Origin of the sequence: Streptomyces sp. CB00316, from assembly GCF_001905595.1 — a bacterium.
GTDB lineage: Bacteria > Actinomycetota > Actinomycetes > Streptomycetales > Streptomycetaceae > Streptomyces.
In genome coordinates, this window is sequence record NZ_LIXI01000015.1 from 119977 (window position 1) to 142120 (window position 22144).

Consider the following 22144-nt stretch of genomic DNA (forward strand, 5'->3'; position numbering starts at 1 on the left):
GGCAGGGCTCCGCGGCTGCACCAGTAGCTCACCGGCCGTACGCCTGACGGCAGAGCTGGGAGACCGCCCCGGATACGACTCCTCCGGCACTCCGGCACAGCGCCCGCATCTGCGGGACGGGGCCAGGGGTGCGGGGCCGTACGGCCGGTCGCCGGGCCGGTGCCGGGCGACGCTGCTGCGGCTGGAGGCGGGGCGGCCCGGGTCGAGGAGCCGGCGCGGCCACGCGACGCTGGGGGACAGCGGCGGGCGGCCGGGACGACGGGCCGCTACGGGCGCGCTCGGCGCGCTCGGGGTGTTCGGATTCGATCCGGACCAGGACGTCCGATCCGCCCGCCGGCTGGACGTCGGGCGCCGGTACGGGCGAAGCGGTCGTGACGGCCTGGTTGGGGCGGGGCGCGGGGGAGCCCGCCGGTACGGACACGCATCCGGTGAGGAGCGCCGCGGCGGCCAGGAGGGCGGGGAGTGGTCCGAGGCTCATCCGGCGGGTGGTGATCACGGTGTCCATGCCCGGTCAACGAGCGGGGTTGGGGTCGGCCACGGAGCTATCCGGCCAACCAGTCGCTTTGCGTCATCATCCGGTGACTGCCGGGCATGGCGGGGCGCGGGCCGGTACACAGGGGGCCGGACCTGACGCGTTGACCTTGGGGGAGCTGTGCTGACGATCAATCTGGGGGTGCTGCTCGCGGTGATCGTGTTCTTCCGGCTGCGTCGCCGTACCGAAGCACGCAGCCGCAACGACGAGAAGTTCACCGTGGTCATCGTCCTCGCCCTGGGTGTCGTGATCGCACCGACGCCGGTCGGCGAGGGAATCCTCGAATTCCTGGGCCAGCTCGCCTCCGGCATCACCGACTCCAGCCGCTGAGCCCATCCCCTTCCGGAGCTACTGACGATGGCGAACCGCCGCCCGCCACCCCGCCGCAGGCCTGCGGCACGCCGCCCCACGCGCCGCCGCACCCCGCGCTACCGCCAGACCCGTACGCGTCGCTCACGCCGGCAACAGCACCGTGACACCCAGGTGCTCCTGCTCGCGGCCGGCACCGCCGCAGGCCTCGCTCTGGTCTGGGCGGTGATCTCCTGGCTCCTGGTGAACTGGTGGATCCTCATCGTGCTCGGCGCGGCCGCGGCCGCGGGCGGGGCGGTGTGGGTCCACCGTCTCCAGCAGCAACGTGCCTGGGACCGCGTACGGCAGCAGGCCCTGCGGTACGGCCTGCCTCAGCTGGATGCCCTGCACCACCGCGACTTCGAGTACGCGATCCGCGACCTGATGCGCCGCGACGGGTGCACCGACGCCCGCCAGATCGGCGGCGCCGGCGACAACGGCGCCGACGTCCTGGCCACCGACCCCCTCGGCCGGACCTGGGTCATCCAGGCCAAGCACCGCAAGGACGGCGACCGCGGGTCCGCCGTCGGCACCCCCGACCTCCAGCGTGTCAACGGCACCGCCCGCCAGCTGTATGGCGCCGATGTCGTCCTCGTCGTCACCAACGGCCGCTTCTCCACCCGCTGCGCGCCCCTCGCCCAGCAGCTGCACATGCACCTCGCCGACCGGCGGGTCCTTGCGACGTGGGCGAGTGGCGGGCGCCCGCTGTGGGAACTGCTCCCGAGGATTCCCGCGCCCCGCAACGGCCGGTAAGGGGCAGCCTCCATCGGGCCAGGTTCGCCCGTACAGGGTCCGGGCGGGCGACCTCGGCGCTACCGTGGGGGCACACGCCAGATGACAGCCAGGAGCCCCCGGATGAGCGAGCAGCCGGCCCTCGTGCCCGACCGCCAGCCCCTCGATGAGCACGCCGCGGCTTCCGCCCGTGCGTACGCGGCCGACCAGCGCGCGCGGGTCGATGTCCTCGCCTCGGTGCTGGAGGACATCGCCGCCAACGGCTACCCGTCCCCCGAGACGGGCGTGCTGTGGGAGGAAGCCCGCGACGCCCACCTGGAGCACCTCGCCGGCGAGCAGCCCCGCCGTGTCGCCTGAGCACGCGCCGCGCCGGTCCCAGGTCGTCCTGGTGGAGCCCGCGCTGAGCCAGCTGCCGAAGCTGTCGGCGAGCGAGACGCACCGCCTGGACCGCGCGATCGTCGCGATCAGCGTCAACCCCGACCTGGGCACCCCGGTGCCTGACACCCTGCTTCGCGACTACTCAGATGACGTGGACGGGGTCCGCGTCATCTACTACGTCACGGCCCTCCGGCAGATCACGATCGTCGCGTACGTTGAGGCGTAGGAGCCTCCCGAGCATCCCTTCAGCGCCCCGGATCGCAAAGGCTTGGGGCGCTGGTGTGCGCTGCTCAACGGTTGGGCGCCGCTGCTTCTGGTGGTGGGTGCGCGTCCCTCCGAGAGGGCTACAACCGCCGGTAGGTACGCCGGCCGTGCCGGGGGAGGACTGCTGGGTGGTCTGCGGCGGCTGCCGCAGACCACGTGACACCACTACCCCTTCCACGGGAGACGGGCGCCCTCCCTCCCCAGCTACGGGGTGTCGTAGACCTGCAGCATCGGGATCTCGCGGATTGTGTGCTGGGCACTTGGTGGCCGAAGTGTCTGGGTGCTGATGATCTGTGTGCCTGTGACGTGGGCGGCTTCGGCCAGTTCTACGAGCGCCTGCTGCACGACGCTGGCGGCGATCCCTTGTTGGTAGGGGTTGTCGAGCAGGAGCAAGCCAGGGAAGGCACATTCCTCGTCGAGGTCCGATTCGAGGAAGAGGGTGGCGTAGCTGTAGGCCAGGAAGAAGAGAACCTTTGCCTCTGCGCCCAGCCCTTGATCCCACGGCTTCGAGCCGACGTAGAAGGTGAGGTCGGTGTCCCTGATCGAGACTTGTCCGGCCACCCACAGTGTGTCGCGGTAGCGGGCGAGAAAGTCGTTCATTCGGTCAGCGAAGGTGGAGCACCGGTTCATGGGACTCAGCCCGGACACCGTTGCGTTCGTCTGTTCCTTCTCGATCTGTTCAACCAGCAGCTGTGCGGACAGCACGCTGCGATGCGCATCAGTACGCCGCTGGAAGATCTCTTCCATCGCGGGAAAGGCCGTCAGCTTGTGCTCCAGCTGAGCGATTTGTGCGGCGAGTCCTTCCAGCGTGGCCATGAAGGGAGCAAGTTCCGCCGCGCGGCGCTGGTTCAGTTCCTGGGCCAGTTGAGCCTGCTGCGCGTGCAGCTGCTGCTGATGGGTTCGCGCGGACTCCAGGTCGTTCCGGGAGCGCGCGATGACGTCGTCGAGATCGTCCAGCTCTGACTTCAGGGATCTGATCTCCACCTGTGCTCTGCGCTGACGCTTGTCGTCGTCCACGGGCTGGAAGCAGAGGTAGCAAGCATCCTCGTCGTGGTCGCGGTGCGGGTCGACGTTCTGCTCGCACGCTGGGCACAGCCGGACCGGGAGAGTGTCGAACACCTCGATGGAGGTCGCCAGGCGCTCCATGCGGCTCACCTCTGCGGTGACCGTTCGAGCTGAGCGCTGGTGCTCCTCCAGCAGATGTCCGAGATTGGACACTTCCTCGGTCGCTTGGCGGAGGAGGTTGGTGACCTCGCTGTACGTGTCCGTCAGAGAGGGGTTGTACCCGGCAGGGGAGCCGGCGGCAGGGGCCCCGGCTGTGAGGCCCTGGATCTCCTCTGTCAGGAGCCTGCGGCGCTCGTACACGGCATCGAGCTCGCGACGGACTTCTCTCCGGGCGCCGGCAACCTCTTCGGTTGAGCGGACGAGGGGGAGACCCAGGTTCTGGGAGATCGCTGTGACGGCCTGGAGCGTGCTTTCCCGGACCTCTCGGTCGACGGCCTCAGCATCGTTCAGGCGCCGTTTTGCTTGCGCCAGGTCGAAGTCCCGGTTCGCCTGAGCAGTCCGTGACCGGACGAATCCCAGGAGCTGGCTGACGACGGCTCGCCGCGTGAACTCATGCTCCTTGTCGGCGAAACTCGTCCAGGAGTCCTCATTCCGATAAAAGTGCCGCAGGGTGTTGCGGAAGGACAGAGGGGTCTTTTCGGTGGCTGAGGTCGCATGGAGGCCTTTGGGGATGAGCAGGTTGGGCCAGCCCAGCTCGTTCAGGATCCAGTCGGAGAAGTCGGCGGCTGCGATCTCGTCGCCGTTGATGCCGATCTTGCCCATTCGCCCACGAGTGAAGTGCCTCGTGAGTGTGAACGGCCGACCATCGACCCGGAGGTCCGTGCTGACTTCGACGTGCTCACTGGCGACGGCGGCCGTGAGGGCATCGGCTGGGCTTCCCCGGTCGCCCAAGCAGTAATCGATCACTTTGAGGGTCGTGGTCTTCGAGCTGTTCCGGACACCGGTGAGGACGTTAAGTTTGCCCGACTCGAAGGCGTACTCGTCCAGCTCGCCGCCGTGACGGACCAAGGACACCTTCTCGATCCGCAGGCCGCGCTCGGTTGTACGGGGCTCACTCATGGTCGGATCTCCTGATGGAACGTCGCGTTGCCGACCTCGTCCGGGAACAGGTCGTAGATGAGTTCTTTCAGATCGGAACCCGACATCGTCGCCAGGTTGCCCTGCATGGCTTCACAGCGGCGTACCAGGGGCTCGAAGTGATCCATTGCCGCGAAGCGTGCTGCTGCGGCCTTGCCGGCCGCGGTGAGCTTCACGCGTTCGGGGTTGTAGGACACGGTGATGGAGACGAGACCGCGGGCGGAGAGGAAGGAAAGAAACTGGCGGTACCGGTGGTCCCAAGGTCCGTATCGGTAGCGCACCATCGGCGCCTCGATCTCGGCAGCGTCCGAGGCGACGTACCCGCCCTGCTGGTCGTTCATCCCGGGCAAGGCGGCGTGAGCTCGCTCAAGGAACCCCGGGTAGCGCAGAAAGAAGTCGAGCTTCGCGAACTTTGTCCGCCCCGCGATGTACGGACCAGAGCCCTCTCCGCACAGGTGGATGAGGAGCAGCAACCGGGAAGCGTGGAAGTCGACCGAATCGTCGGGATCCCAGGCCCTGTGGGCGGGCGGCACAGCCTGCCTGCCGATCTTATGAGGCATCTTCGTACCTGTTCTGACAGCGCGCAGTGATGTCGCTCAGGACCGCCACGGCCTGGCTGAAATCCACTTCCCCGGACTGCACCTCTGGTAGCTGGAAGAGCGCCTCCAGGATGGCTGCGTAGGCCAGCTGACCCGTAGCGATGGAGCCGCTACGCCTTCGGGCCGAGGTCAGCTGACAGACGGCGTAGACCTTGTCTGCGAAGGCGGCAAGGCGTTGACGGCCAAGCCCTACGGTGCTGCGCTGGGCCTGGCGGAAAGCGAGCATCGACTCATGCTGGCGCTCGGCCTCCGCCTCGGGTACGCCGGCGGGACGTAGCTTCTGTTGGAGGGCCATCAGGCGCTCGGTGGAGCCGTCACTGCGCAAGCCGGTGACCTTGCGTATACAGCCGTCCAGGATGGTTCGGAAGTCCTCAGCAGTGTGACTTCGCGGGCGTAGCCCGGCCGCGCTCCGAGCGATGTACTGGACCAGCCCGCTCAGTACCTCGTCGACCTCAGGTATCAAGGGTTCCTGCCCGAGGTAGTCCCTGATGAGCGGGTACAAACGCCGGAAAGCCTCGCTCTCGACGTCCTCCGTGGTGCGGGCCGTGATGAGGACATCAAAGCGATCGACGCACCATCCGACGTCCCGGCCGTCACGCAGACTCAGCCCCGCGAGCTTCCCGACTACCTTGGTGTGGGTCGCGCTGCTCACCGGCTCACGCTTGCCATCGCGCTCGCAAGCGAAGGAGTACAGGTCAGCGAGGGGCGTCTCGTTCACGATGAGGGTGAACCGCGTGCCTTCGGGGAGCGGTTTTCCCATGAACAGCTTGCCGAGGTAGCTCGACTCCGCCGTTCTGTTCGCCTTCTCCTTGGACATGTCGGGACGGCAGACGTCAGCGATGCTGTGGCGCTTTCCGGGGCCTTCCACCGTCTTCACCTGCCGGTAGAAAGGCACGTCTCCGCGAAGGCAGAGGATGTCCTCCAGATCCTCCCAGGAGACCTCCGTCCAGTGGCCATCCAGCATGTCGAGACAGTCCAGCAGGGTGACCGCGTCCTGGTAGAGAAAGCCGCGCCGACTCCGACGCCCCCCATCAGCAGGTGCAAGCGTCACCGGCGCTCCTGCTGCGTCGCCGACCGGCTATAGCCGCAGAAGCGCTGCAAGTTCCTATTCGCATGATGCCCCCAACTACATATGGAGAGTGCAGTAGATCACCCAATGCACACGGATCACAACGATCCGTTCAGATGCATCCGCCCCCCATGCCATCGCCTCGGCCAAGCAACAATCACCGACTCCTCTTGCCGCCCCGCCGCAGGCCTGCGGCACGCCGCCCCCGTAAGCCGCCGCACCCCGCCCTACCGTCGCTCCCGTACGCGTCGATCGCGCAGCAGCAGCGCCGTGATACTCAGGTTCTTCCTGCTGGTGGCCCGGCCGCTCCGCCGCCCGCGCGTTCATCCAGCGGCACCGAGACGCCGACCGCGACCCGAAGGCGCTACCGCAGCTCTTCGAGGACTCGGAGACCGAGAAACGCCACCGTTCTTGTGGCGCGCGTCGGCTGAGGCTCAGGGTGGCCATGTGCGCAGTAGGTGGCGGATCTTCTCTGGTGGGCGTCCGGTGGTCTTGCTGGTCAGGTCCAGGGTGCAGGTGGCGATGTGGTGGAGGACGACGGCTTCGTACTGCAAGCGGCTGGTGGCCGGGATGGGGATCCGGTCGGCGCAGGTATGGACTGCGGTGGTGAAGAGGTCCCATGCGTACGCGGCGGGGTCGGTGCGCAGCATGATCTGTGACCAGTGGGCGGCCAGTTCACCGAAGGCGCGGCCCAGGACCAGGCTGCTGTCGGCCGGGGTGGTGTGGGCGTCGACGTACGCGCGGTAGGCCGGTTCCTGCAGGGTGTGGAAGGCGCGGAACGCCGCAGGCAGGACAATGCTCGGGACGCCGTGGGCGCGTGGCTCGGGCGGCGCGGTCACCCGAAAGCTCCGGCGGAGATGGTGCAGGTGGAGCTGGCGGCAGCGCGGGTGGAGAGCACGGCCGCGCGGGCGGCATTCCACAACGGGCGGATGAGTTCGTGCTGTCCGCGGAGCGCGCTGACGAGGGCCTGGGTGGTGTCCCAGTCCGGGAGGCCCGGGCCGGTGAGTGCATGGTTGATCTGGTCGGTGGTCAGATGGGTACGGGCGGCCAGGGTCTGGACGTCGGGGTGGGCGGCGGCGGTGTGCAGGCCGCGCAGCGCGGCCTGGACGTCGGTGGTGCCGGCCAGGTTGTAGCCGCGGGCTGCCCGCCACAGGGGCAGGATCTCCTCGGGGTCGGTCTCCAGGGCCAGGGCGAGCTTCCGCGTGACGGGCCAGGAGGGGATGCGTTCGCCGCTGACGGCGCGGGAGATGTAGGAGGGGTCGACCCCGACCTCGGCGCCGAGCGCCTTGTACGTAGCGCTGCTGCGGCGGTGCAGGTGGGACAGCGCGCTCGCGAGCGTGGCGGCCGGGCCGCAGCCCGGCGCCGCACCGTCCATGTCCCCGGTGCCGCCCTGGGGCCGGCGGGCGCGGGGCGGGCCGGGCGCCGGGTGCCGCCGGGGCCGGGACTGCTCGGGGATCCGTACGTCGGCTTCGGGGGACAGGCGCCGCTCGCGCCGGCCGGGTGCGCCCTCCAGCGACCTGGCCAGGGTGGTGGTGCTCATGTGGAGCCGCTGCGCGATCTCCGGCATCTTCATCCGCCCGTCGCGGCTCTGGAGGACGACGGCGGACTTGAGGTCCTTCCAGACCTTCTCGCACTCCACGAGCAGGGCCAGGTCCCGCTCGGGACTGTCGCCGCTCAGATCGAACAGAGCGGTGAGGCGGGTGAGTTCGGTCAGGGACGCCTCGGCGAAGGCACCGTTGTCGGCGGCGGGGCGTACCGAGCGGCGGTAGCGGGTGCCGCACGGGTCCGAGCAGTAGTGACGGCGGCGGCCGCGGGGGCTCTGCTTCACCAGGTTGAAGCAGCCGGGACCGCGGCAGGTGGTGGATTCCGACTGGTCGCGCGGGGACACGGGCATGACCCTTCTGAGAATGCGTGTCAGGAAAGGCAGGGGGAAGAAAACGTCAGCTTTCGGCCTGCGGAGCAGGGCTCGGGACAGTGCGCACCATGCGGTACGACATCCCGGGCATCCGGGAGGTGGGCCGGGGCCGGGGGAGGGACGGAAGCGCTCGGCTTCCGCCCCGGCGCGTCAGGTCCGGTGAATGTGCTGGTAGTGGGCGCGGGAGTGGCGCAGGGTGGCGATGGCCAGTACGGCGCACGCCATGATGGCCTCGGCCGCCTCGGGCCGCAGAACCAGCGCAATACCGGCCAGTGGCATAACCACCAGGGGGCCTACCTGAATGCTGACCTGCTTGTCACGCAGCTCACGGGTTTCAATCACCCGTGCCGGAGGGATGCTACGGTCTGGAAGCCCGTTCAGGGGGCCCTCCAAGGCCGTACTGGAGACGTGGTCGGGAGGCATAGAGCCCTCCTTGATCATGGAGCGATGGGTTGAAGCCGGCTCTGGAGATTGGTTGACCGCCGCACCGGAGCCGGCACCTGCCCCGCGAACGTACAGGCTCACTCAACCGGCCCTCCACCGCTACCGTCCGTTAATTGGACGAACGGCGTTGCCGGTCCCACTTCACCCCGCAAGGTGATCCGAGGCGGTCACAAACGGGCCCGTCTCGCTCACGGACGCCCTGATGGTGACGGCTGTGCACATGAACCGGGCCTCTGCCCGACAGGCAGTTCGAAGCGGGCGGGCGGAGAGCTCCGCTGGCCGCACGACCGTACGGCCAGCGGACGCCCGCAGGATGAGCGGAAGCGCCGGTCGACCAGCACGGGCTGACGCCCGCCTCCCCGGATGCCACCACCTGAGATAGATGCGTCCGCACGGTGGCCGAGCCGGGCGGGGTGGCGTCGGCGGCCATGGCTCGTGCGGATTCGCTGGACATCACCCAGGCCACAGACGACTCAATGCCCGCGCCGTACCGCCGCCACGCGGGACGGCGCCCCGTCCGCGTGCGCGCCGGCCGCCGCGCACGCCGACGATCACCACCGCGGCCAGGCGTAGGGCCGTTTCCCCGTCAGGCAATCCTGGATCCGTGGAGCCGAGGGCTTGCAAATTGGTAACCAAAAGCTTACCAATAAGGGGTGGACCCGTTCATCGCCCTGGCCGACCCCATACGCCGTGACTTGCTGCGCGCCCTCGCCTCCGGCCCGGCCCGGGTGGTCGACCTCGCGGCACGGCACCCGATCAGCCGGCCCGCGGTGAGCAAGCATCTGCGGCTACTCACGGAGGCAGGGCTGACCACCGTTGAGGACCGCGGTCGCGAGCGCCACTACGCGCTTGCCCGCCCGGGCCTCGCCCCGGTCCGCGCCCTGCTCGACGAGCTCGCCGGGCGCCGCCCCCCGATCCCCGAGAGCGCCTTCGACGCCCTCGACCTGGAGGTCCGTAGAACCGTCCACGACCGCCGGGCCGGCACAGACGCCGCTCCCGGAAGACCGCAGGAGGAAACGGCATGACCAGCACCCCCACCGGGCGTCGCGTGACCATCGACGGCCTGGACAGCATCGCCTTCGACCGCACTTTCCGGGCTGGCATCAAGGATGTGTGGGCGGCGGTCACCGAACCGGACCGTCTGGCCCGATGGATCGGCGAATGGACCGGCGATCCATCGACCGGCTCGGTCGACTTCCGGATGCTCTACGAGGGCGACGAACACCAGGCCGAGCTCCTCACCATCCAGGAGTGCCAGGCCCCCCACCGTCTGGTCCTGAAGTCGCAGGTGCCCGGCCAGGAACTCATCTGGCACATGACTCTCACGCTCGTCGAGCACGTAGGCACCACCACGCTCACCTTCACCCAGTCCGTCGGCGACGACCCGGCGATGGCGGGCGGAGTCGGCCCCGGCTGGGACTACTACCTCGACCGGCTCGTCGCCGCCGAGACCGGCGGTGACCCGGCATCCGTCGACTTCGGCGACTACCATCCGATCCACGAACAGCACTACCTCGACATGTTCAGCAGTTGAGCCCGACAAGTCACCGAGTACGGCGGTTTCGTTCCTCCGTCCCTCCTCCGAGAAGGGCGGCCTTGTGGGAGGGTGCTGACGGGGTGCGGGCATGACGAAGGGCAAGAGAGCCCGCGTGACGCGGTTCTGATCGGGACGTACCTCAGCCCTCTGTGCTCCCTCGTGGACGGCCGAGCGCCAGCCTCTCGACGAATGTCCTGCGGCTTCCGCCCTGCCTGGAACGTCCGCCCAGCGCACTCAGGCCAGGTCGTCGGGAGTGAGGTCGGGGCGTAGCCGGTGCCAGGAGGGATTGCGCAGGCGTCCGGCGCGGGTGCGGGAGGTGTAGCGAACCTCGCCGACAAGGCGGGGGAGTACCCACCGGGCCCCGGTCACCGGCGGGACCTGCGCGAAGGGGCAAGCATCGATGGCCGTGGCCTGGAGGAGATCGGCGAGACGAGTGCGGTCGGCCTGGCTCCAGCCGGTGCCGACGCTGCCCGCGTAGTGCAGGAGTCCGTTGCGCCGCTCGCCGACCAGGACGGCCCCGGGCAGGCCGGTCAGCCGGCCTCGCCCGGGTACCCACCCGCCGATCACGACGTCGGCGATCCGGTGGACCTTGATCTTCACCCAGGTTTTCGACCGTGCCCCGGGTTCGTACCGTGAGGTGAGTCCTTTCGCGATCAGCCCTTCCAGTCCGGCGTCCCGGGCCATTTCCCACGCCTGGGTCCCGTGTCCGACGATCGCCGAGGGTGTCGACCAGGCGGGCCCGGCCAGCTTGAGTCCTGCCAGACGTTCCCGTCGCTCCGCGTACGGCAGTTTGGTCAGGAGCCGGCCGTCGAGGTGCACGACGTCGAAGAGCATCAGGTGCGCGGGTACACGGGCCGCCATGCGCGCGGCCTCGGCGGGGGAGCCGGCGAGGCCCATTCTCTGCTGGAGGCGCTCGAAGTCGCTGCGGCCCGTCGAGTGCCACGATCTCCCCGTCCAGCACGACGAAGGAGAACAGCATCACCGCGCAGCCGTACCGTGCCGTACCGCCGTGTGGTGGAGGGCGGTGTGCACGGTCGTGGCGTGGGGTCAGGAGACGGGGCGTACCTGGCGGTGTCGCTGGGCGTCGATGGAGGGGCGGCCGACAAGCACATCGGGCCCGAGCGCGTACAAGGGCAGCGAGCGGGTGGCTCGTCCCGCGACACCGCAGCGTCCGGCACGGCACGTCAGCCACCTTCGCCCGCACAGCGATAGTGGAAGCCTGGACGCGCGCGCTGCGGCGCTGGCTGGCGGGAATGGGGCGAGCGGGTTCGGGAGCCCCACCGAGTGGCTACGGTCTGCTTGTGGTCGATCACGCGACGGCGTTTCGGTCCCTGGACGGTACCGCGTTGGTCGGCACGGTCTGCTCGGCGGAGACGTCGGCCGGGATGGCGGTGCTGGTCCACGGGGCAGGGGTGACCCGGGAGGAGGGTGGCTTCTTCACGCGCCTGGCCGTCGGCCTGGCCGCCTCCGGGGTGACCAGTCTGCGGTTCGACCTGCGGGCACACGGGGCCGGCGGCGGGCGGGAGTCGGAGCTGACGATCGCCTCGGTGACCAACGACATCCGCGCGGCCTGTGACCACCTGCGTGCGCACACCGGCCGACCGCGCCCGGTGCACGTGATCGCCGCCTCGTTCTCCGGCGGCGCCGCCGCACTGCACGCCGCCCACCGGCCCGATGATGTCGCCAAGTTGGTGCTGCTGAACCCGCGGCTGGACTACAAGGAGCGGTACATCACCTCCCGGCCGGGCTGGTCGGACGACTACCTGTCCAGGGAGATGGCCGTCCGGCTGGACGAGCACGGTTTCACCGAGAAGTCGCCGTTCGAGCTGAACAGGGCCCTGCTGAACGAGGTCTTCTACCTGAACACCCCGGCGATCCTGGCCGGGGTTCGGGCGCCGGTGCTGATGGTGCACGGCACCGCGGACACCTTCGTGCCCGTCGGGTCCTCCCGCCGTCACCGGCCGATGTTCGGCGGGCCGGTGGAACTGGTGGAGCTCGACGGTGCCCAGCACGGCTTCGCCGTCCACGACGACCCCCAGTACCTGCACCCGCAGTCGCAGGCATGGCAACGTGAGGTGATCGGGAAGGTCAGCGCCTTCCTGGGTTAGGCCACCGCCAGCTCGTCCAGCCGCTGCCGGAATTCGCGTACGGCCGGGCGCTTGGCGTACGGCGTGAGGTCGTCGGCGGTGCGGTGGAGCTCGGAGAGGGCCTGTCCGAAGCGAGCGCCGGCGGCGAGCGCCAGTGAACCCAGCGCGGCGGTGGCGGCTTCGTCCGGTTCGCCGGCCGCGACCAGGGCGCCGGAGTACTGGGCGGTGAAGAACGCGCGGTCGCGGGGCGCGAACACGTCCGTGGCAAGGTGTTCGCCGAAGAGGCCGACGGCCCGTTCGCTGTGGCCGGCTTCGCGGTAGCAGATCGCGCTCTGCACCATCAGTCGCTCTCTGGTGTAGCTGTCGCCGAGCGGGCCGGTGCAGGTGGCGAGCCCGGTACGAACGGTGCTGAACACGCCTTCACGATCTGCTCGATAGACGCTTCGCCCGAAACGCTTCCTGGACAAAACGTTCGCCTCCGGGCCGTCCCTCTGTTCAAGAAGGTGTTCACGGAGAAAGTTAGGGCCGCGTCACCGCTCCTCGACGTACGAACCTTCGCCGACGAGTATCCCGCGACCCGCATGATCACTTCTGGATTCCCGTGAAGACGGCCGGACATGCGGCGTCCTTGCCTTGCTCCTGGTGCTCGGCACGCTGCGGGACAAGCTGCTCACCGACGAGCTCATGCTGATAACGCTGGCCCGCTCTGACGTCCGTGGCGTGCGGCCGCCAGCTCGGCGCGCAGCGCGGCCACGTCGTCCTGGTCGTGCTCGTGCTCCTGGTGGCGCTTGTCTGTCCCGGCCGGGTAGGCCTCGGGGTCGGGACCGGCGGGAGTGTTCAGCCGGGTCCCGGCCGCGAGCAAGCCGCCAACAGGGAGGAGCCACTCGCGCGGACGGGACCCGCGGGGCACAGACGGGCCGACGGCACACATCGAGGCCAGGAAGTCCAGCGGCCGCGGTCAGGGCCGCCAGTAAGGCGCGCACAGCAGGTCCTTGTAATTGCCGTCGTCCAGACAGATACGCACGAGCCGGGCTCCACCGACTAGGTCTGCCGGAACGACGAAACTGAAGGTTCTGGTCGTACCGCAGGCCGTGTCACTGGGATCGGAGCCCTTTGTACCCACTAGCCCACGGTTGGCGTCGTAGGTGCGCCCCCAGGTGAGGCGGCAGTACTCGCGGCCGGCCGAACTCACCGACTTGTGTGTCCCCTCCACGAGGACCGACCGGTTGTACCAGGTCAACTTGCCGTCGGTCCATGTGTTTCCGACCTCGACGCGGAACGGGCTGACGGGGTAGTCGGCTGCCTGGGCGTTGACGGTGGGAGCGCCGAGCAAAGCGCCCGCTGTCAGTGCCACGGCACCGAGGGCGGCGGCGAGTTTCGTACGCAATGTGACCTCCAGGATGTGAGCCGGTTGCGGCTTCACATGTTCCAGGAGGGGGATGCCCGAGGCCCAGGCCCGATCTGGCCAACTCCCCGCCTACAGGGGCGATCCGGACGATCCACGACCAGTGCGGGCGGAGTGTTCGTGGCGGCCCGGGTGGGTGGGGCGTGGAGGAGCCCGCCTGGCCCGCAGCCGTAATCCGTAGACAAGCGAAAATTCGACCTGATTAGCCCTTATAGGGTGGCTTTGACTGTCGAATCATGGGCAGTGCTGGTGCTAGTAGGGCAGCGACTCTGTGCAGTGCTCGCGTGGACGTCGTGGCCTGTGATGTCCCGGCCTGCACGAATTGGAAGGACAGACGAATGAAGCCTTCACGCATCTCACGAGGTCTGGGAGTCGGCGCTGCGGCGTTAGTCCTGGCTCTGAGCGTGACCTCCCCGGCGAGCGCTACGCCGCCGCTCTCCGCCCCACAGGCGCACGACCCCTGCGGAAACCACACCCATCAGGTCCTGGACACCCAGGTCCGATACTGGCGCAACTGCATCACGAAGAGCGAAAAGATCAACATCGACAAAATCTTCTGGCCCGACGAGAAGATCTGCGTGGGGGCCGGCTCCGACACCTACCTCGGCGGAGTGACTGAGGTTCGTGGAGCCTCCCGGGTCGGCGACTGCTGAGACCGTATCGGTTACATGAACTCACGAGCAGGGCCGGACAGGAACCCCCTGTCCGGCCCTGCTGTGCATAACCGAAGCTCGTCAGCCGACTACGTGCAGCGAACCCCGCCTCCTTGCGGCCACGGCCTTCTTCGCGGCGGCGGCTGCGCGCTTCTTACGGTGCTCGGCCAGCTGGTCGTGGTACGCGGCGACGGCCCGGTGGTAGTCCGACACGCAGGTCTGCTGTCCAGCCGGTCAGCATTCGGCATCGCCTTGACGGCGTCCAACGCGTCCTCGCGGCAGTCGTAGCCCGCCAGCATCGGGTTGATCTGGTAGACGCTTGGCCAGCTCCCGCTCCCGCAGTGCGGCGTTCGCGCTGGGGCGGCTGAGCCCCAGGAGCTTCCTGAGGGTCCCCTGGTCCATCGCGATACGGCCACCGGCCTCGCTGGCTCCCCCGCATCTTCAGCAACGCCCGGTAAGCGGCGGCGGCAGATCCAGATCGGCGAGAAGACCGTCGGCGTTGGTCGCCGACCACTGCAAAATACTCACTGGACTGCCCCCTCCTCCTGACGCCGCGCCCAAGCCAACCGGCGTGTTGCGCGTTCCGGAGCGTGTGTGGGCTTGAGTCGCTTGAGTCGCTGGGGTGGTCAGCGACTGAACCTGAGCGACTGACAGCTACTTCGGTCGCTCAGTCAGAAAGCGAAGAAACCACAGCTCAGAAGGGGGGGAGCGCAGTTGAACAGCGACCGAAGCGACCGGACTTCGGCATATATCAGGAACTCCTGTGTGCGCGTGTGCGTCATATATAGCGAGCTTCAGTCGCTTCAGTCGCTGTTGCTGCAGTTGCACGCCCTTGAGCTGCATCTTTCTGGAACCTCGTACGCAGCGACCGAAGCCCCCGGTCGCTGCGTTGCTTATTCAGTCGCTGTTCAAGCAGCAGTGCCAGTAGCTCACCGTCGAGAGACGCGCCCTTCCCGCCTCGGCAGCGCCAGTACCGGGCAGCAGTTCGCTAAGGTGTGTTTGTTGTTCAGTCGCTTCAGTCGCTTTGAGGGGGTGTTGATGCCTGCTGACCTGCATATTTACCCCAGCGACTCACAGGATGAAGGCTTGCTTCCTTCAGTCGCTGATGTGCCACTTGCTACGGCAAGGTGGTGCGCCCGACAGGGCTGGCCTGTGCACCCCCTGGCTCCCGGCCGTAAGACTCCTGCGGCGAACTGTGAAACCTGCCGCCGGCCCGGACACTCCCATGCAGGATGCACCTGCCCGTCCGAGGGGCGCTGGTGCCACAGTTTCCACGCGGCGACGCTGGACCAGCGCCGCATCGACCGCTGGTGGGGCAACAACCCCCAGTTCGGCACGGGCGTTGCCTGCGGCCCCGCAGGGCTGGTCGTCATCGACATCGACGCCCACGCGACGAAGCCTCCCAGCCGCGACAGGATCCTGCCGGGCATCCCCATCAGCGACCAGGTCAACCTGGCCGGCCTCACCAACGGCTTCCACACCATCGCGGTGCTCGCGGCCCTGCGAGACATGCCCAGCCCGGCAGACGACGCCAGCACCCTGCGCGTGCGGACACCATCCGGAGGGCTCCACGTCTGGTACCGCGTAGGGGACAACCGCAGCTGGCAGTGTTCCAGCGGCTCCAGCCCAGGGCGTGCTCTGGCCTGGCAGGTAGACGTCAGGGCCAACGGAGGCTACATCGTCGCGCCCGGCACCACCACGGCCGCCGGGACCTACACTCCGCTCGGCGCTGTCCGGCGTCCTGCAGTCCTCCCCGATTGGCTGGCCCAGGAACTCGAACGCACCGGTCACCTACCTCCCTCGGACGTCCCAGCCCCTCGCGCTGTGCCCCCGCGAGCGCAGCAGGCCGTCATTGCTGCGGGCGGCGGCCACCACCACACTCACAACCTCCTCGCCTCCGTACTCGCCCCCCTAGAAGCCTGCGGCCAGGTCACCGAAGGAGCGGGATTCTCCGACACCCTCAACCGCGCTGCCTACACCCTCGGCGGCCTCGTCGCCGCAGGTCGTCTTCCTCAGCAGGAAGCCGAGGATCTTCTCCTGCAGACGGCTGCCGCCGCCCGTCCCGGCCAGGAACGCCGAGCCGAACAGATCATCCGCAGCGGCATGGCCGCCGGGCTCAAGCGCCCCCTGTACCCCGGGAGCGTCCGATGACATCACCCGGCAACGACAACATGCTCTTCCACTTCGACCCGCAACTCGTCGCCGCACAGATCCGCGAACAAGCCCCCCTGCCGCTGCCGGCCCAAGCCCTCGCACCACCCCCGGCTACTAGCTCAGGGGAAGCGACCAAGCACGGGCTGCTGCCCGACACTCTCACCGACCGAGGCAACGCCAAACTCTTCGTCAAGCTCTATGCCAACGACTACCGGCACGTCCCCGGCATGGGCTGGTACAGGTGGGACACCACCCGCTGGCAAATCGACGAGGACGACACCGTCGTCTGGGCCGCAGGCGACCTCGCCGAAAGCATCGCGTCCAGCGACCCCCGCGGCATCTACACCACCCAAGCCCTTCAGCAGCACCGCCGCCGAGCTCTGTCCACCACCGGCATGAACGCCATGCTCAGCCAGGCCAAAGCAGCCCCGGGCATGGTTCTCAACGCCGCACGGCTCGACGCCGACGCCTACGTCCTGTGCACCCCCGACGGCATCGTCGACCTGCGCACCGGCCTGCTGAAAACCCCCGACCCGAACAAGGACTTCCACTCCCGTTCCACCTCCGTCGGGCCCCGCCCCAGCCCGACCCCCCGATGGAACCGCTTCCTCACCGACACCTTCGGCGACGACGCCGAAGGCACCGAGATGATCGCGTTCCTCCAACTCCTCCTCGGCTACTCCGTCACCGGCGACGTCGGAGGACAAGTCCTGCCCTTCCTCTTCGGTTCAGGAAAGAACGGCAAGTCCGTCCTCCTCGACGTCCTCATGAAGCTCCTCGGCGACTACGCGGACGCCGCACCACCCGGCTTCCTCATGGCACGACCCTACGAAGGGCACCCCACCGACCTCGCCGAGCTCCACGGACGACGCGTCATCGTCTGCTCCGAGGTCAAGCACGGAGACAAGTTCGACGAAGCGAGGGTCAAGCTGCTGACCGGCGGTGACCGCATCAAGGCCCGCCGGATGCGCCAGGACTTCTTCAGTTTCCAGCCCACCCACAAACTTTGGCTCCTTGGCAACCACCGGCCCGAGGTCGGCACCGGCGGATTCGCGTTCTGGCGGCGGATGCGCCTGATCCCCTTCACCCGCGTCGTCTCCGACGACCGCAAAATCGACAACCTCGCCGACATCCTCGTCACAGAAGAAGGCTCCGGCATCCTCGGCTGGCTCATCGACGGCGCCCGCCGCTACCTCGCCGGCGACAAAGACCTCACCGGACCCGAACGCGTACGCATCGCCACCACCGCCTACGCCGAAACCGAGGACCACACAGGCCGCTTCTTCGAAGAATGCTGCACCCTCGGCCCCGAACTGCGGGCCGAGCAGACCGGCCTCTACGCCGCCTACCGCACCTGGTGCCAGGAGGAAGGAGCCCCGGCCATGACCTCACGCGCCTTCGCCGCCCGCGCCCGCGAACTCGCCGGCCTGGCCTCCCCGAAGGAAATGATCCTGTCCAACCAGCGGAAGTACTACCCGGGTATCGGACTGCTCCCCGAGCAGGAGAGGCAGGCGAACGCATGAGCTCCCTGATCACCGAGGACGAGATCAGCCACGAGATCGAACTCGTCTGGCTCGAAGAAACCACCGACCTCGACTACGTCCGCCAGAGCCTGGACCGCCTGCCCACCCGCCGCGGCAAGCCCCCCTACCACCGCGACGGTCGCATGATCGGCTACGCCCTCCTAGGCCCGAAGGCCAAAGCCTCTCGCTCCTCCGGCACCTTCCGCCGACGCGTCTTCTGGCTCCTCCCACACGACCGCGACACCCAGCCCGAAGGCCTCTACGCCACCGGCGCCCCCGCCGAAGCTGTCGATCCCCGCACCCTGGCAGCTGGCACCAAGGGCTACAAGACCGAACGCTCCGAAGGCGGACCACCCTCCACCGCCATGCAAGAACTCGGCATAACCCTTCCACTCTGACCCCCACCACGGACCGTCCCCGTTCCCAGGCTTCGGGCAGCATGTTGACTACGTGTTGGATGTCGGCGGTGGGGGACCGCGACGGCGAGCACAGCAAGCTGTGACCAATTCCGGGATCGCCGTCGTCCCGAACACTCACATGCGTAGCAGGCTTGCCAGGCCGTGTCGACGTCGCTCGGTTACATCGTGCATTGACGCGACTCAACGGCCCAGGGCGGTCACCGGTCGAGCGGCTCCGGGTACCGCTCTCCGTCGGCGGTCGGGGCGTGTCGGTGCCGAGTCGTACAACTCTTCACGAGTCAGGTGCAGGGGCGGAACCGGCTCCCTGGGGGGACGTGTTCAAGTCTCGCTCACGGCCTGGGGCAGCAAGCTCTCAGACGCCGGGGCCCTTGATGCCGGTTGGCCCAGACGTCGACGTCGCAGCCGTTCACGGTGACACCCTTCGAGATGTCGGTCAGGCAGTACCAGGCCGTGATCACGACGGCGTCTGTCTGCGGTTCAAGCGTCGTACGGTGAGGTACCCGCCTGCCAAGGCGGCCCCGGCGACCATGGTGAGGCCTATGCCCTGACTGAGACCGGACGGTCCGGGTGCTCCGCCGACCCCGGCCTGGGTACCGCGACTCGGAACGGTCGGATCGACGGGGGCCGCTCGTTGAAGGGTGGGGACGCTCGGGCTCACCGGCGGTACGCCTGTGGCGCTTGGGCCTACCGGCGGCACCGTGTCCGCGCTGCGGCGGCGGGGCAGTACTTCGCAGGCGATGCCGTCGTCGGGTCCCCGGTCTTCGTCGAGCCGGTTCGGGTCGCTCGGGTCCCGGTTGAATTCGGCCTGGGCGTCTTCCTGGAAACGGAAGTCCGAGCAGTTGAGATCCTGAGCATGGGCGACGCCGGACAACGGAGCGACGGAAACGATCGCCAGGGCTATACCCGCGACGATGCTGCCACTTCTCATCAGAGAACCTCCTCAGTGACCTGCAAGAGCCCTCTCACGCTAAGAGTGTCCTCCGCGCGGAGCGCGTGACGCTAGGCCGAATGGGAACTACGGTGTGTAGCTCAGAGGTCGTTCTCGTCCCGATGTTTCATCCCGGGAGGACAGGTTCTGTGATCTTCTTCGGGTCGCGCCAGGAGATGGTGTGCTCCCTGGTGGGTCGTGAGGTCGGTCGTGGCGATGTGGATGATGGCTTCGAAGTGGGTGGCAGGGTTTCGTAGTCGCGGGCGAGGCGGCGGTGGAGCATGAGCCAGCCGGTTGCCCTCTCGACTGCCCAGCGTTTCGGGATCGGTGGTGGTTTCCATGTCGATGCCGAGGGCGGCTGCATGCTTGACGAGGTGTCGGCGGTAGCCGCCGCCGACCCAGGCCTTTGCGGGTTCCAGGCTGGTCGGCGGCGACCTGGTCGATGAGCCGGGCGGCAGCGACGGAGTCCTGCACGTTGGTCGCAGTGACCAGCACCGCCAGGACAAGACCGAGTGTGGCGGTGAAGATGCTCCGCTTCCAGCCAACTCTCCTTCTCCTGCAGGAGCTGCCTGGTCACCGTTGATCTGGGCGACGTCCTCGTCGGCCCATGGGCATTGGCGAAGTACCCGTAGACGCTGTTCCAGTGCGGGAAGTCGTACGGGAGGTAGCGCCGTCGAACCCCGGCCCGGTCCACGTACAAGATCGCGTCCATTATGTCGCGCAGCTCGTATTCGGACAGCTGGCCCAAGCTCAGAGCCCGGATCCGACGCTCGAGACGCCAGACAGCAAGGACCGGCTCGATCGAGCGGTGCGCGTAGCCCGGCTGCGCCGTCCCTGTGGCGTCGCGCTCCGACTACGGCGAGCGTGGAGACGGCTTGTGGACCCCTGTGGGCCGTCTCGAGGTGAGGAGCAACGATGTCGGAACGCAATACCGTCCTGCGCAGTGTTCATGATCTGGGCCTGGCGGCCTGGTTCGGCGGGTCGTTGATGGGCGCTGTCGGTCTGAACGGCGCTGCCGGGAACGAAGGACCGGGGGAGGCCTCAATGATCGCCAGCGTGGGCTGGGCGAAGTGGACACCGGTGAACGCAGTGGCCATCGGCGCGCACCTGATCGGCGGCACCGGGCTGCTGGCCGCCAACGCCGCCCGGGTGCAGAACCAGCAGGGAGTCGCCGCTTCGACACTGGCCAAAACCGTGCTGACCGGGGCAGCGCTGGCCGCAACCGCCTACAGCCGAGTGCTGGGCAAGAAGATCGAACTTTCCGCTTCCGGCGACCCGGAGGACCTGCAGAAGGCGGGCAGCCACCCCATCGACCTGGAAAAGGCTCACAGCCACCTGACGCTGATGCAGTGGGCCATCCCGGCCCTGACCGGTGCCGTCGTCGTGCTCAACGCCCTGCACGGAGAGCAGCAGCGCCCCCTGCAGCAGAAGGCCGGCATGGTGCAGAGGGTCGCGTCCCAGGTGCACGTGCCTCACCTCGGCCACCGCTGCTAACCCTCTCCCGGCCCGCCGCGCTTGCGCGAGACTAAGACGGAACCGGGCAAGCCCTCGCTCTGTCGGCAGAGCCTGGAAGGCTTGGGCACATGAACAGAAATGAGGAGTTGCCGCGCGGCCGGATCTACGGACAAGACCACCCCCGGTCCGGTCCGGTGCCCGGCCGGAACTACGCCGAACTGGTCGGCGGCCCGCTGGACGGCATCCTGCTCGACATCACCGGCTGGGCAGCCGCTTTCCTCGCAGGGGGCCGTACGTGCCGCAGCGGGCATCGCCATGATCGCGATCGGCGCCACGGCCGGCGGCGCTTGGTGGATCCTGGCCGCCGCGGGACTGCTGCCGTTGGCGGCCGGAGTGTTCGACTTCTGCCTGATCGGCCCGCTGATGAAGCTGCCGCTCAACGGCACCGCCCTGCGCCGGCGCCTGGCCCAGCGCTGACCTCACCACCGCCCGCCCGCCCGACCGGCGTGCGCACGCACCCCCGCGCCGGCCCCGGCCGCGATCGTCACAGCACCGCGGGCCGGGCCGCATCCGACCGGCGCATGGCGGGCTGCTGGCGCCACGTCGCTACCAGGGCGACGGCCAGGAGCAGCTCGGCGATGTCACCGCCGTAGTACATGATCTGAGCGCCGCCCTGGACCTGGTCGACGGGGGCGTGGATGTTGATGCCGAAGCCGCCGTACATGAGCTGCGAGATCACCGCATGTGCGGCGATCGCCACGCCCAGCACCACCAGCCGCACCGGAACACTGGGCGGGCGGGGGCCGGGTCGGGGCCGGCGATGACGTAGGCGAACAGGCACCCGGCGAGCAGGAAGTGGGCGTGCAGCCAGTGCAGCCCCGTATTCGCCGACATCGTGTTGTACAGCGGCGTGAAGTACAGCAGCCCCAGCGTGCCGAGGCTGAGCATCAGCGCGGTGACCGGGTTGGCCAGCACGTGCACCGGCCGGCTCTGGACCAGGCGTGTCAGGCGCCGCCCCTGTTCGGCGGGAAGGTTCCGCAGCAGCGGCGTGACGGGTGCCCCGAGCACCAGTCCCAGCGGCGCGTACATGCCGATCAGCATGTGCTGGAGCATGTGGCCGCGGAAGCCGCCGTGCGCCCACGGCGCGATCGGGGGCGGCAGCAGGGCCGCCAGCAGCGTGCACCCGGCCAGGAACCATCCGGTGCGCCACCAGTTCCACCCGGCCTGCGGATTGCGCCGCCGCGCACGGCCCGCCAGCAGAACGTAGCCGTCGGCCAGCAGCACCACGAACACCGCCGGCAGCAGAACCTCCAACGGCAGGCCGCCGGTTTCCTGGTGGTGATGTGCCGGATGCCCGGTCATGTGCGCCGCGCCTCCCGTACCGGCCCGTCACCCTCCGGGTCGAAGGGCTTGCCCGGCGCTGGATCAGCCAGCCCACCGCGACCAGGATGGCACCCAGCAGCAGGAACCCTAGGTCCCACCAGATCTGCTGGTCACCGGCGTAGACGGCCCGGTTCTCGTATAGCTGCCGCCAGGTGGTATGTAGCGCTGTGTGACTGC

General features: G+C 68.5%; 24 protein-coding genes and 2 pseudogenes. 13 read left to right on the forward strand and 13 right to left on the reverse strand.

The annotated features are described in order from the left end of the window. Positions 1–28: 28 nt before the first annotated feature. A complete protein-coding gene (locus tag AMK21_RS34955) occupies positions 29–505 on the reverse strand; it encodes a hypothetical protein (RefSeq protein ID WP_143194895.1) in 477 nt (158 codons plus the stop codon). Between the two features lie 147 nt (positions 506–652). Here AMK21_RS34955 and AMK21_RS31580 point away from each other — a divergent pair, with 147 nt between their 5' ends. From AMK21_RS31580 to AMK21_RS31595, 4 genes are all read left to right on the forward strand, one after another. Continuing rightward, the gene (locus AMK21_RS31580) at positions 653–862 is read left to right on the forward strand and encodes a hypothetical protein (RefSeq protein ID WP_073882579.1); all 210 of its coding nucleotides are present in this window, start codon (positions 653–655) and stop codon (positions 860–862) included. 27 nt (positions 863–889) lie between these two features. After that, on the forward strand, positions 890–1633 hold the full coding sequence (locus tag AMK21_RS31585; RefSeq protein WP_107430021.1) for a restriction endonuclease: 744 nt from the start codon (positions 890–892) through the stop codon (positions 1631–1633). A gap of 102 nt (positions 1634–1735) precedes the next feature. Then, positions 1736–1969, forward strand: coding sequence for a hypothetical protein (locus AMK21_RS31590; RefSeq protein WP_073882581.1), 234 nt, complete (start codon positions 1736–1738; stop codon positions 1967–1969). After that, positions 1959–2216 (forward strand): hypothetical protein, encoded by a 258-nt coding sequence (locus AMK21_RS31595; RefSeq protein ID WP_073882582.1) that lies wholly within the window; start codon positions 1959–1961, stop codon positions 2214–2216. The genes AMK21_RS31590 and AMK21_RS31595 overlap by 11 nt, the downstream gene beginning before the upstream one ends. 242 nt (positions 2217–2458) lie before the next feature. On the opposite strand, the gene AMK21_RS31600 is transcribed toward AMK21_RS31595, so the two are convergent. From AMK21_RS31600 to AMK21_RS31625, 6 genes are all read right to left on the reverse strand, one after another. Beyond that, entirely contained in the window at positions 2459–4378 is a 1920-nt protein-coding gene (locus AMK21_RS31600; RefSeq protein ID WP_073882583.1) for a hypothetical protein, read from the reverse strand. Beyond that, positions 4375–4956, reverse strand: a complete 582-nt coding sequence (locus AMK21_RS31605; protein ID WP_073882584.1) for a hypothetical protein — start codon at positions 4954–4956, stop codon at positions 4375–4377. Before AMK21_RS31605 ends, AMK21_RS31600 begins: the two co-directional genes overlap by 4 nt. Next, positions 4946–6046, reverse strand: a complete 1101-nt coding sequence (locus tag AMK21_RS31610; RefSeq protein ID WP_073882585.1) for a dsDNA nuclease domain-containing protein — start codon at positions 6044–6046, stop codon at positions 4946–4948. The genes AMK21_RS31605 and AMK21_RS31610 overlap by 11 nt, the downstream gene beginning before the upstream one ends. Before the next feature lie 452 nt (positions 6047–6498). Beyond that, positions 6499–6903, reverse strand: coding sequence for a hypothetical protein (locus AMK21_RS31615; protein WP_079181291.1), 405 nt, complete (start codon positions 6901–6903; stop codon positions 6499–6501). Then, positions 6900–7958, reverse strand: coding sequence for a helix-turn-helix domain-containing protein (locus tag AMK21_RS31620; protein ID WP_073882586.1), 1059 nt, complete (start codon positions 7956–7958; stop codon positions 6900–6902). Before AMK21_RS31620 ends, AMK21_RS31615 begins: the two co-directional genes overlap by 4 nt. 171 nt (positions 7959–8129) lie before the next feature. Next, positions 8130–8321, reverse strand: a complete 192-nt coding sequence (locus AMK21_RS31625; protein ID WP_143194896.1) for a hypothetical protein — start codon at positions 8319–8321, stop codon at positions 8130–8132. Positions 8322–9076: 755 nt separating this feature from the next. Here AMK21_RS31625 and AMK21_RS31630 point away from each other — a divergent pair. Both AMK21_RS31630 and AMK21_RS31635 read left to right on the forward strand, forming a co-directional pair. Beyond that, a complete protein-coding gene (locus AMK21_RS31630; protein ID WP_073882588.1) occupies positions 9077–9448 on the forward strand; it encodes an ArsR/SmtB family transcription factor in 372 nt (123 codons plus the stop codon). Then, positions 9445–9957 (forward strand): SRPBCC family protein, encoded by a 513-nt coding sequence (locus tag AMK21_RS31635; RefSeq protein WP_073882589.1) that lies wholly within the window; start codon positions 9445–9447, stop codon positions 9955–9957. The genes AMK21_RS31630 and AMK21_RS31635 overlap by 4 nt, the downstream gene beginning before the upstream one ends. 237 nt (positions 9958–10194) lie before the next feature. Here the strand turns inward: AMK21_RS31635 and AMK21_RS31640 are convergent. Beyond that, positions 10195–10921: pseudogene (locus tag AMK21_RS31640) on the reverse strand (ATP-dependent DNA ligase); the annotation flags it as partial. Positions 10922–11261: 340 nt separating this feature from the next. Here AMK21_RS31640 and AMK21_RS31645 point away from each other — a divergent pair. Beyond that, positions 11262–12068 carry an alpha/beta hydrolase gene (locus tag AMK21_RS31645; RefSeq protein ID WP_073882590.1) on the forward strand — a complete coding sequence of 269 codons (807 nt, stop codon included), beginning with the start codon at positions 11262–11264 and terminating at the stop codon, positions 12066–12068. On the opposite strand, the gene AMK21_RS31650 is transcribed toward AMK21_RS31645, so the two are convergent. Beyond that, on the reverse strand, positions 12065–12463 hold the full coding sequence (locus AMK21_RS31650; protein ID WP_073882591.1) for a hypothetical protein: 399 nt from the start codon (positions 12461–12463) through the stop codon (positions 12065–12067). The two genes, AMK21_RS31645 and AMK21_RS31650, sit on opposite strands and share 4 nt — an antisense overlap. Positions 12464–13005: 542 nt before the next feature. Continuing rightward, positions 13006–13470 carry a hypothetical protein gene (locus AMK21_RS31655; RefSeq protein ID WP_234422098.1) on the reverse strand — a complete coding sequence of 155 codons (465 nt, stop codon included), beginning with the start codon at positions 13468–13470 and terminating at the stop codon, positions 13006–13008. Between the two features lie 386 nt (positions 13471–13856). On the opposite strand from AMK21_RS31655, the gene AMK21_RS34960 reads away from it, so the two are divergent. Next, positions 13857–14105: a hypothetical protein gene (locus AMK21_RS34960; RefSeq protein WP_143194897.1), complete on the forward strand. Its 249-nt coding sequence runs from the start codon at positions 13857–13859 to the stop codon at positions 14103–14105. A gap of 81 nt (positions 14106–14186) precedes the next feature. Here the strand turns inward: AMK21_RS34960 and AMK21_RS36760 are convergent, their stop codons facing one another. Continuing rightward, a complete protein-coding gene (locus tag AMK21_RS36760; protein ID WP_267893947.1) occupies positions 14187–14318 on the reverse strand; it encodes a hypothetical protein in 132 nt (43 codons plus the stop codon). Positions 14319–15257: 939 nt separating this feature from the next. Here AMK21_RS36760 and AMK21_RS31665 point away from each other — a divergent pair. The 3 genes from AMK21_RS31665 to AMK21_RS31675 are packed head-to-tail and all read left to right on the forward strand — an operon-like array spanning position 15258 to position 18180. Continuing rightward, positions 15258–16256: a bifunctional DNA primase/polymerase gene (locus AMK21_RS31665; RefSeq protein ID WP_234422099.1), complete on the forward strand. Its 999-nt coding sequence runs from the start codon at positions 15258–15260 to the stop codon at positions 16254–16256. Next, positions 16253–17782 carry a DNA primase family protein gene (locus AMK21_RS31670; protein ID WP_073882594.1) on the forward strand — a complete coding sequence of 510 codons (1530 nt, stop codon included), beginning with the start codon at positions 16253–16255 and terminating at the stop codon, positions 17780–17782. Before AMK21_RS31665 ends, AMK21_RS31670 begins: the two co-directional genes overlap by 4 nt. Further along, complete coding sequence (locus AMK21_RS31675; protein ID WP_014158408.1) at positions 17779–18180, forward strand: DUF6009 family protein; 402 nt, start codon at positions 17779–17781, stop codon at positions 18178–18180. Before AMK21_RS31670 ends, AMK21_RS31675 begins: the two co-directional genes overlap by 4 nt. Positions 18181–19256: 1076 nt before the next feature. On the opposite strand, the gene AMK21_RS31685 is transcribed toward AMK21_RS31675, so the two are convergent. Then, positions 19257–19877: a transposase gene (locus tag AMK21_RS31685; RefSeq protein ID WP_234422100.1), complete on the reverse strand. Its 621-nt coding sequence runs from the start codon at positions 19875–19877 to the stop codon at positions 19257–19259. 167 nt (positions 19878–20044) lie between these two features. On the opposite strand from AMK21_RS31685, the gene AMK21_RS31690 reads away from it, so the two are divergent. Both AMK21_RS31690 and AMK21_RS31695 read left to right on the forward strand, forming a co-directional pair. After that, on the forward strand, positions 20045–20623 hold the full coding sequence (locus AMK21_RS31690; RefSeq protein WP_073882596.1) for a hypothetical protein: 579 nt from the start codon (positions 20045–20047) through the stop codon (positions 20621–20623). 276 nt (positions 20624–20899) lie between these two features. Further along, on the forward strand, positions 20900–21061 hold the full coding sequence (locus tag AMK21_RS31695) for a hypothetical protein (RefSeq protein WP_079181293.1): 162 nt from the start codon (positions 20900–20902) through the stop codon (positions 21059–21061). Positions 21062–21128: 67 nt separating this feature from the next. Here AMK21_RS31695 and AMK21_RS31700 read toward each other — a convergent pair. Next, positions 21129–21946, reverse strand: a pseudogene (locus AMK21_RS31700) (cytochrome c oxidase assembly protein). Between the last annotated feature and the right edge of the window lie 198 nt (positions 21947–22144).

Bases quoted from the DNA above. Each gene is read 5' to 3' on its own strand.
- AMK21_RS31620 (WP_073882586.1), bottom strand. From the start codon at position 7,958: ATGCCCGTGTCCCCGCGCGACCAGTCGGAATCCACCACCTGCCGCGGT.
- AMK21_RS31635 (WP_073882589.1), top strand. From the start codon at position 9,445: ATGACCAGCACCCCCACCGGGCGTCGCGTGACCATCGACGGCCTGGAC.
- AMK21_RS31670 (WP_073882594.1), top strand. From the start codon at position 16,253: ATGACATCACCCGGCAACGACAACATGCTCTTCCACTTCGACCCGCAA.
- AMK21_RS34955 (WP_143194895.1), bottom strand. From the start codon at position 505: ATGGACACCGTGATCACCACCCGCCGGATGAGCCTCGGACCACTCCCC.
- AMK21_RS31690 (WP_073882596.1), top strand. From the start codon at position 20,045: ATGTCGGAACGCAATACCGTCCTGCGCAGTGTTCATGATCTGGGCCTG.
- AMK21_RS31585 (WP_107430021.1), top strand. From the start codon at position 890: ATGGCGAACCGCCGCCCGCCACCCCGCCGCAGGCCTGCGGCACGCCGC.
- AMK21_RS31600 (WP_073882583.1), bottom strand. From the start codon at position 4,378: ATGAGTGAGCCCCGTACAACCGAGCGCGGCCTGCGGATCGAGAAGGTG.
- AMK21_RS31695 (WP_079181293.1), top strand. From the start codon at position 20,900: ATGATCGCGATCGGCGCCACGGCCGGCGGCGCTTGGTGGATCCTGGCC.
- AMK21_RS31605 (WP_073882584.1), bottom strand. From the start codon at position 4,956: ATGCCTCATAAGATCGGCAGGCAGGCTGTGCCGCCCGCCCACAGGGCC.
- AMK21_RS31590 (WP_073882581.1), top strand. From the start codon at position 1,736: ATGAGCGAGCAGCCGGCCCTCGTGCCCGACCGCCAGCCCCTCGATGAG.
- AMK21_RS31675 (WP_014158408.1), top strand. From the start codon at position 17,779: ATGAGCTCCCTGATCACCGAGGACGAGATCAGCCACGAGATCGAACTC.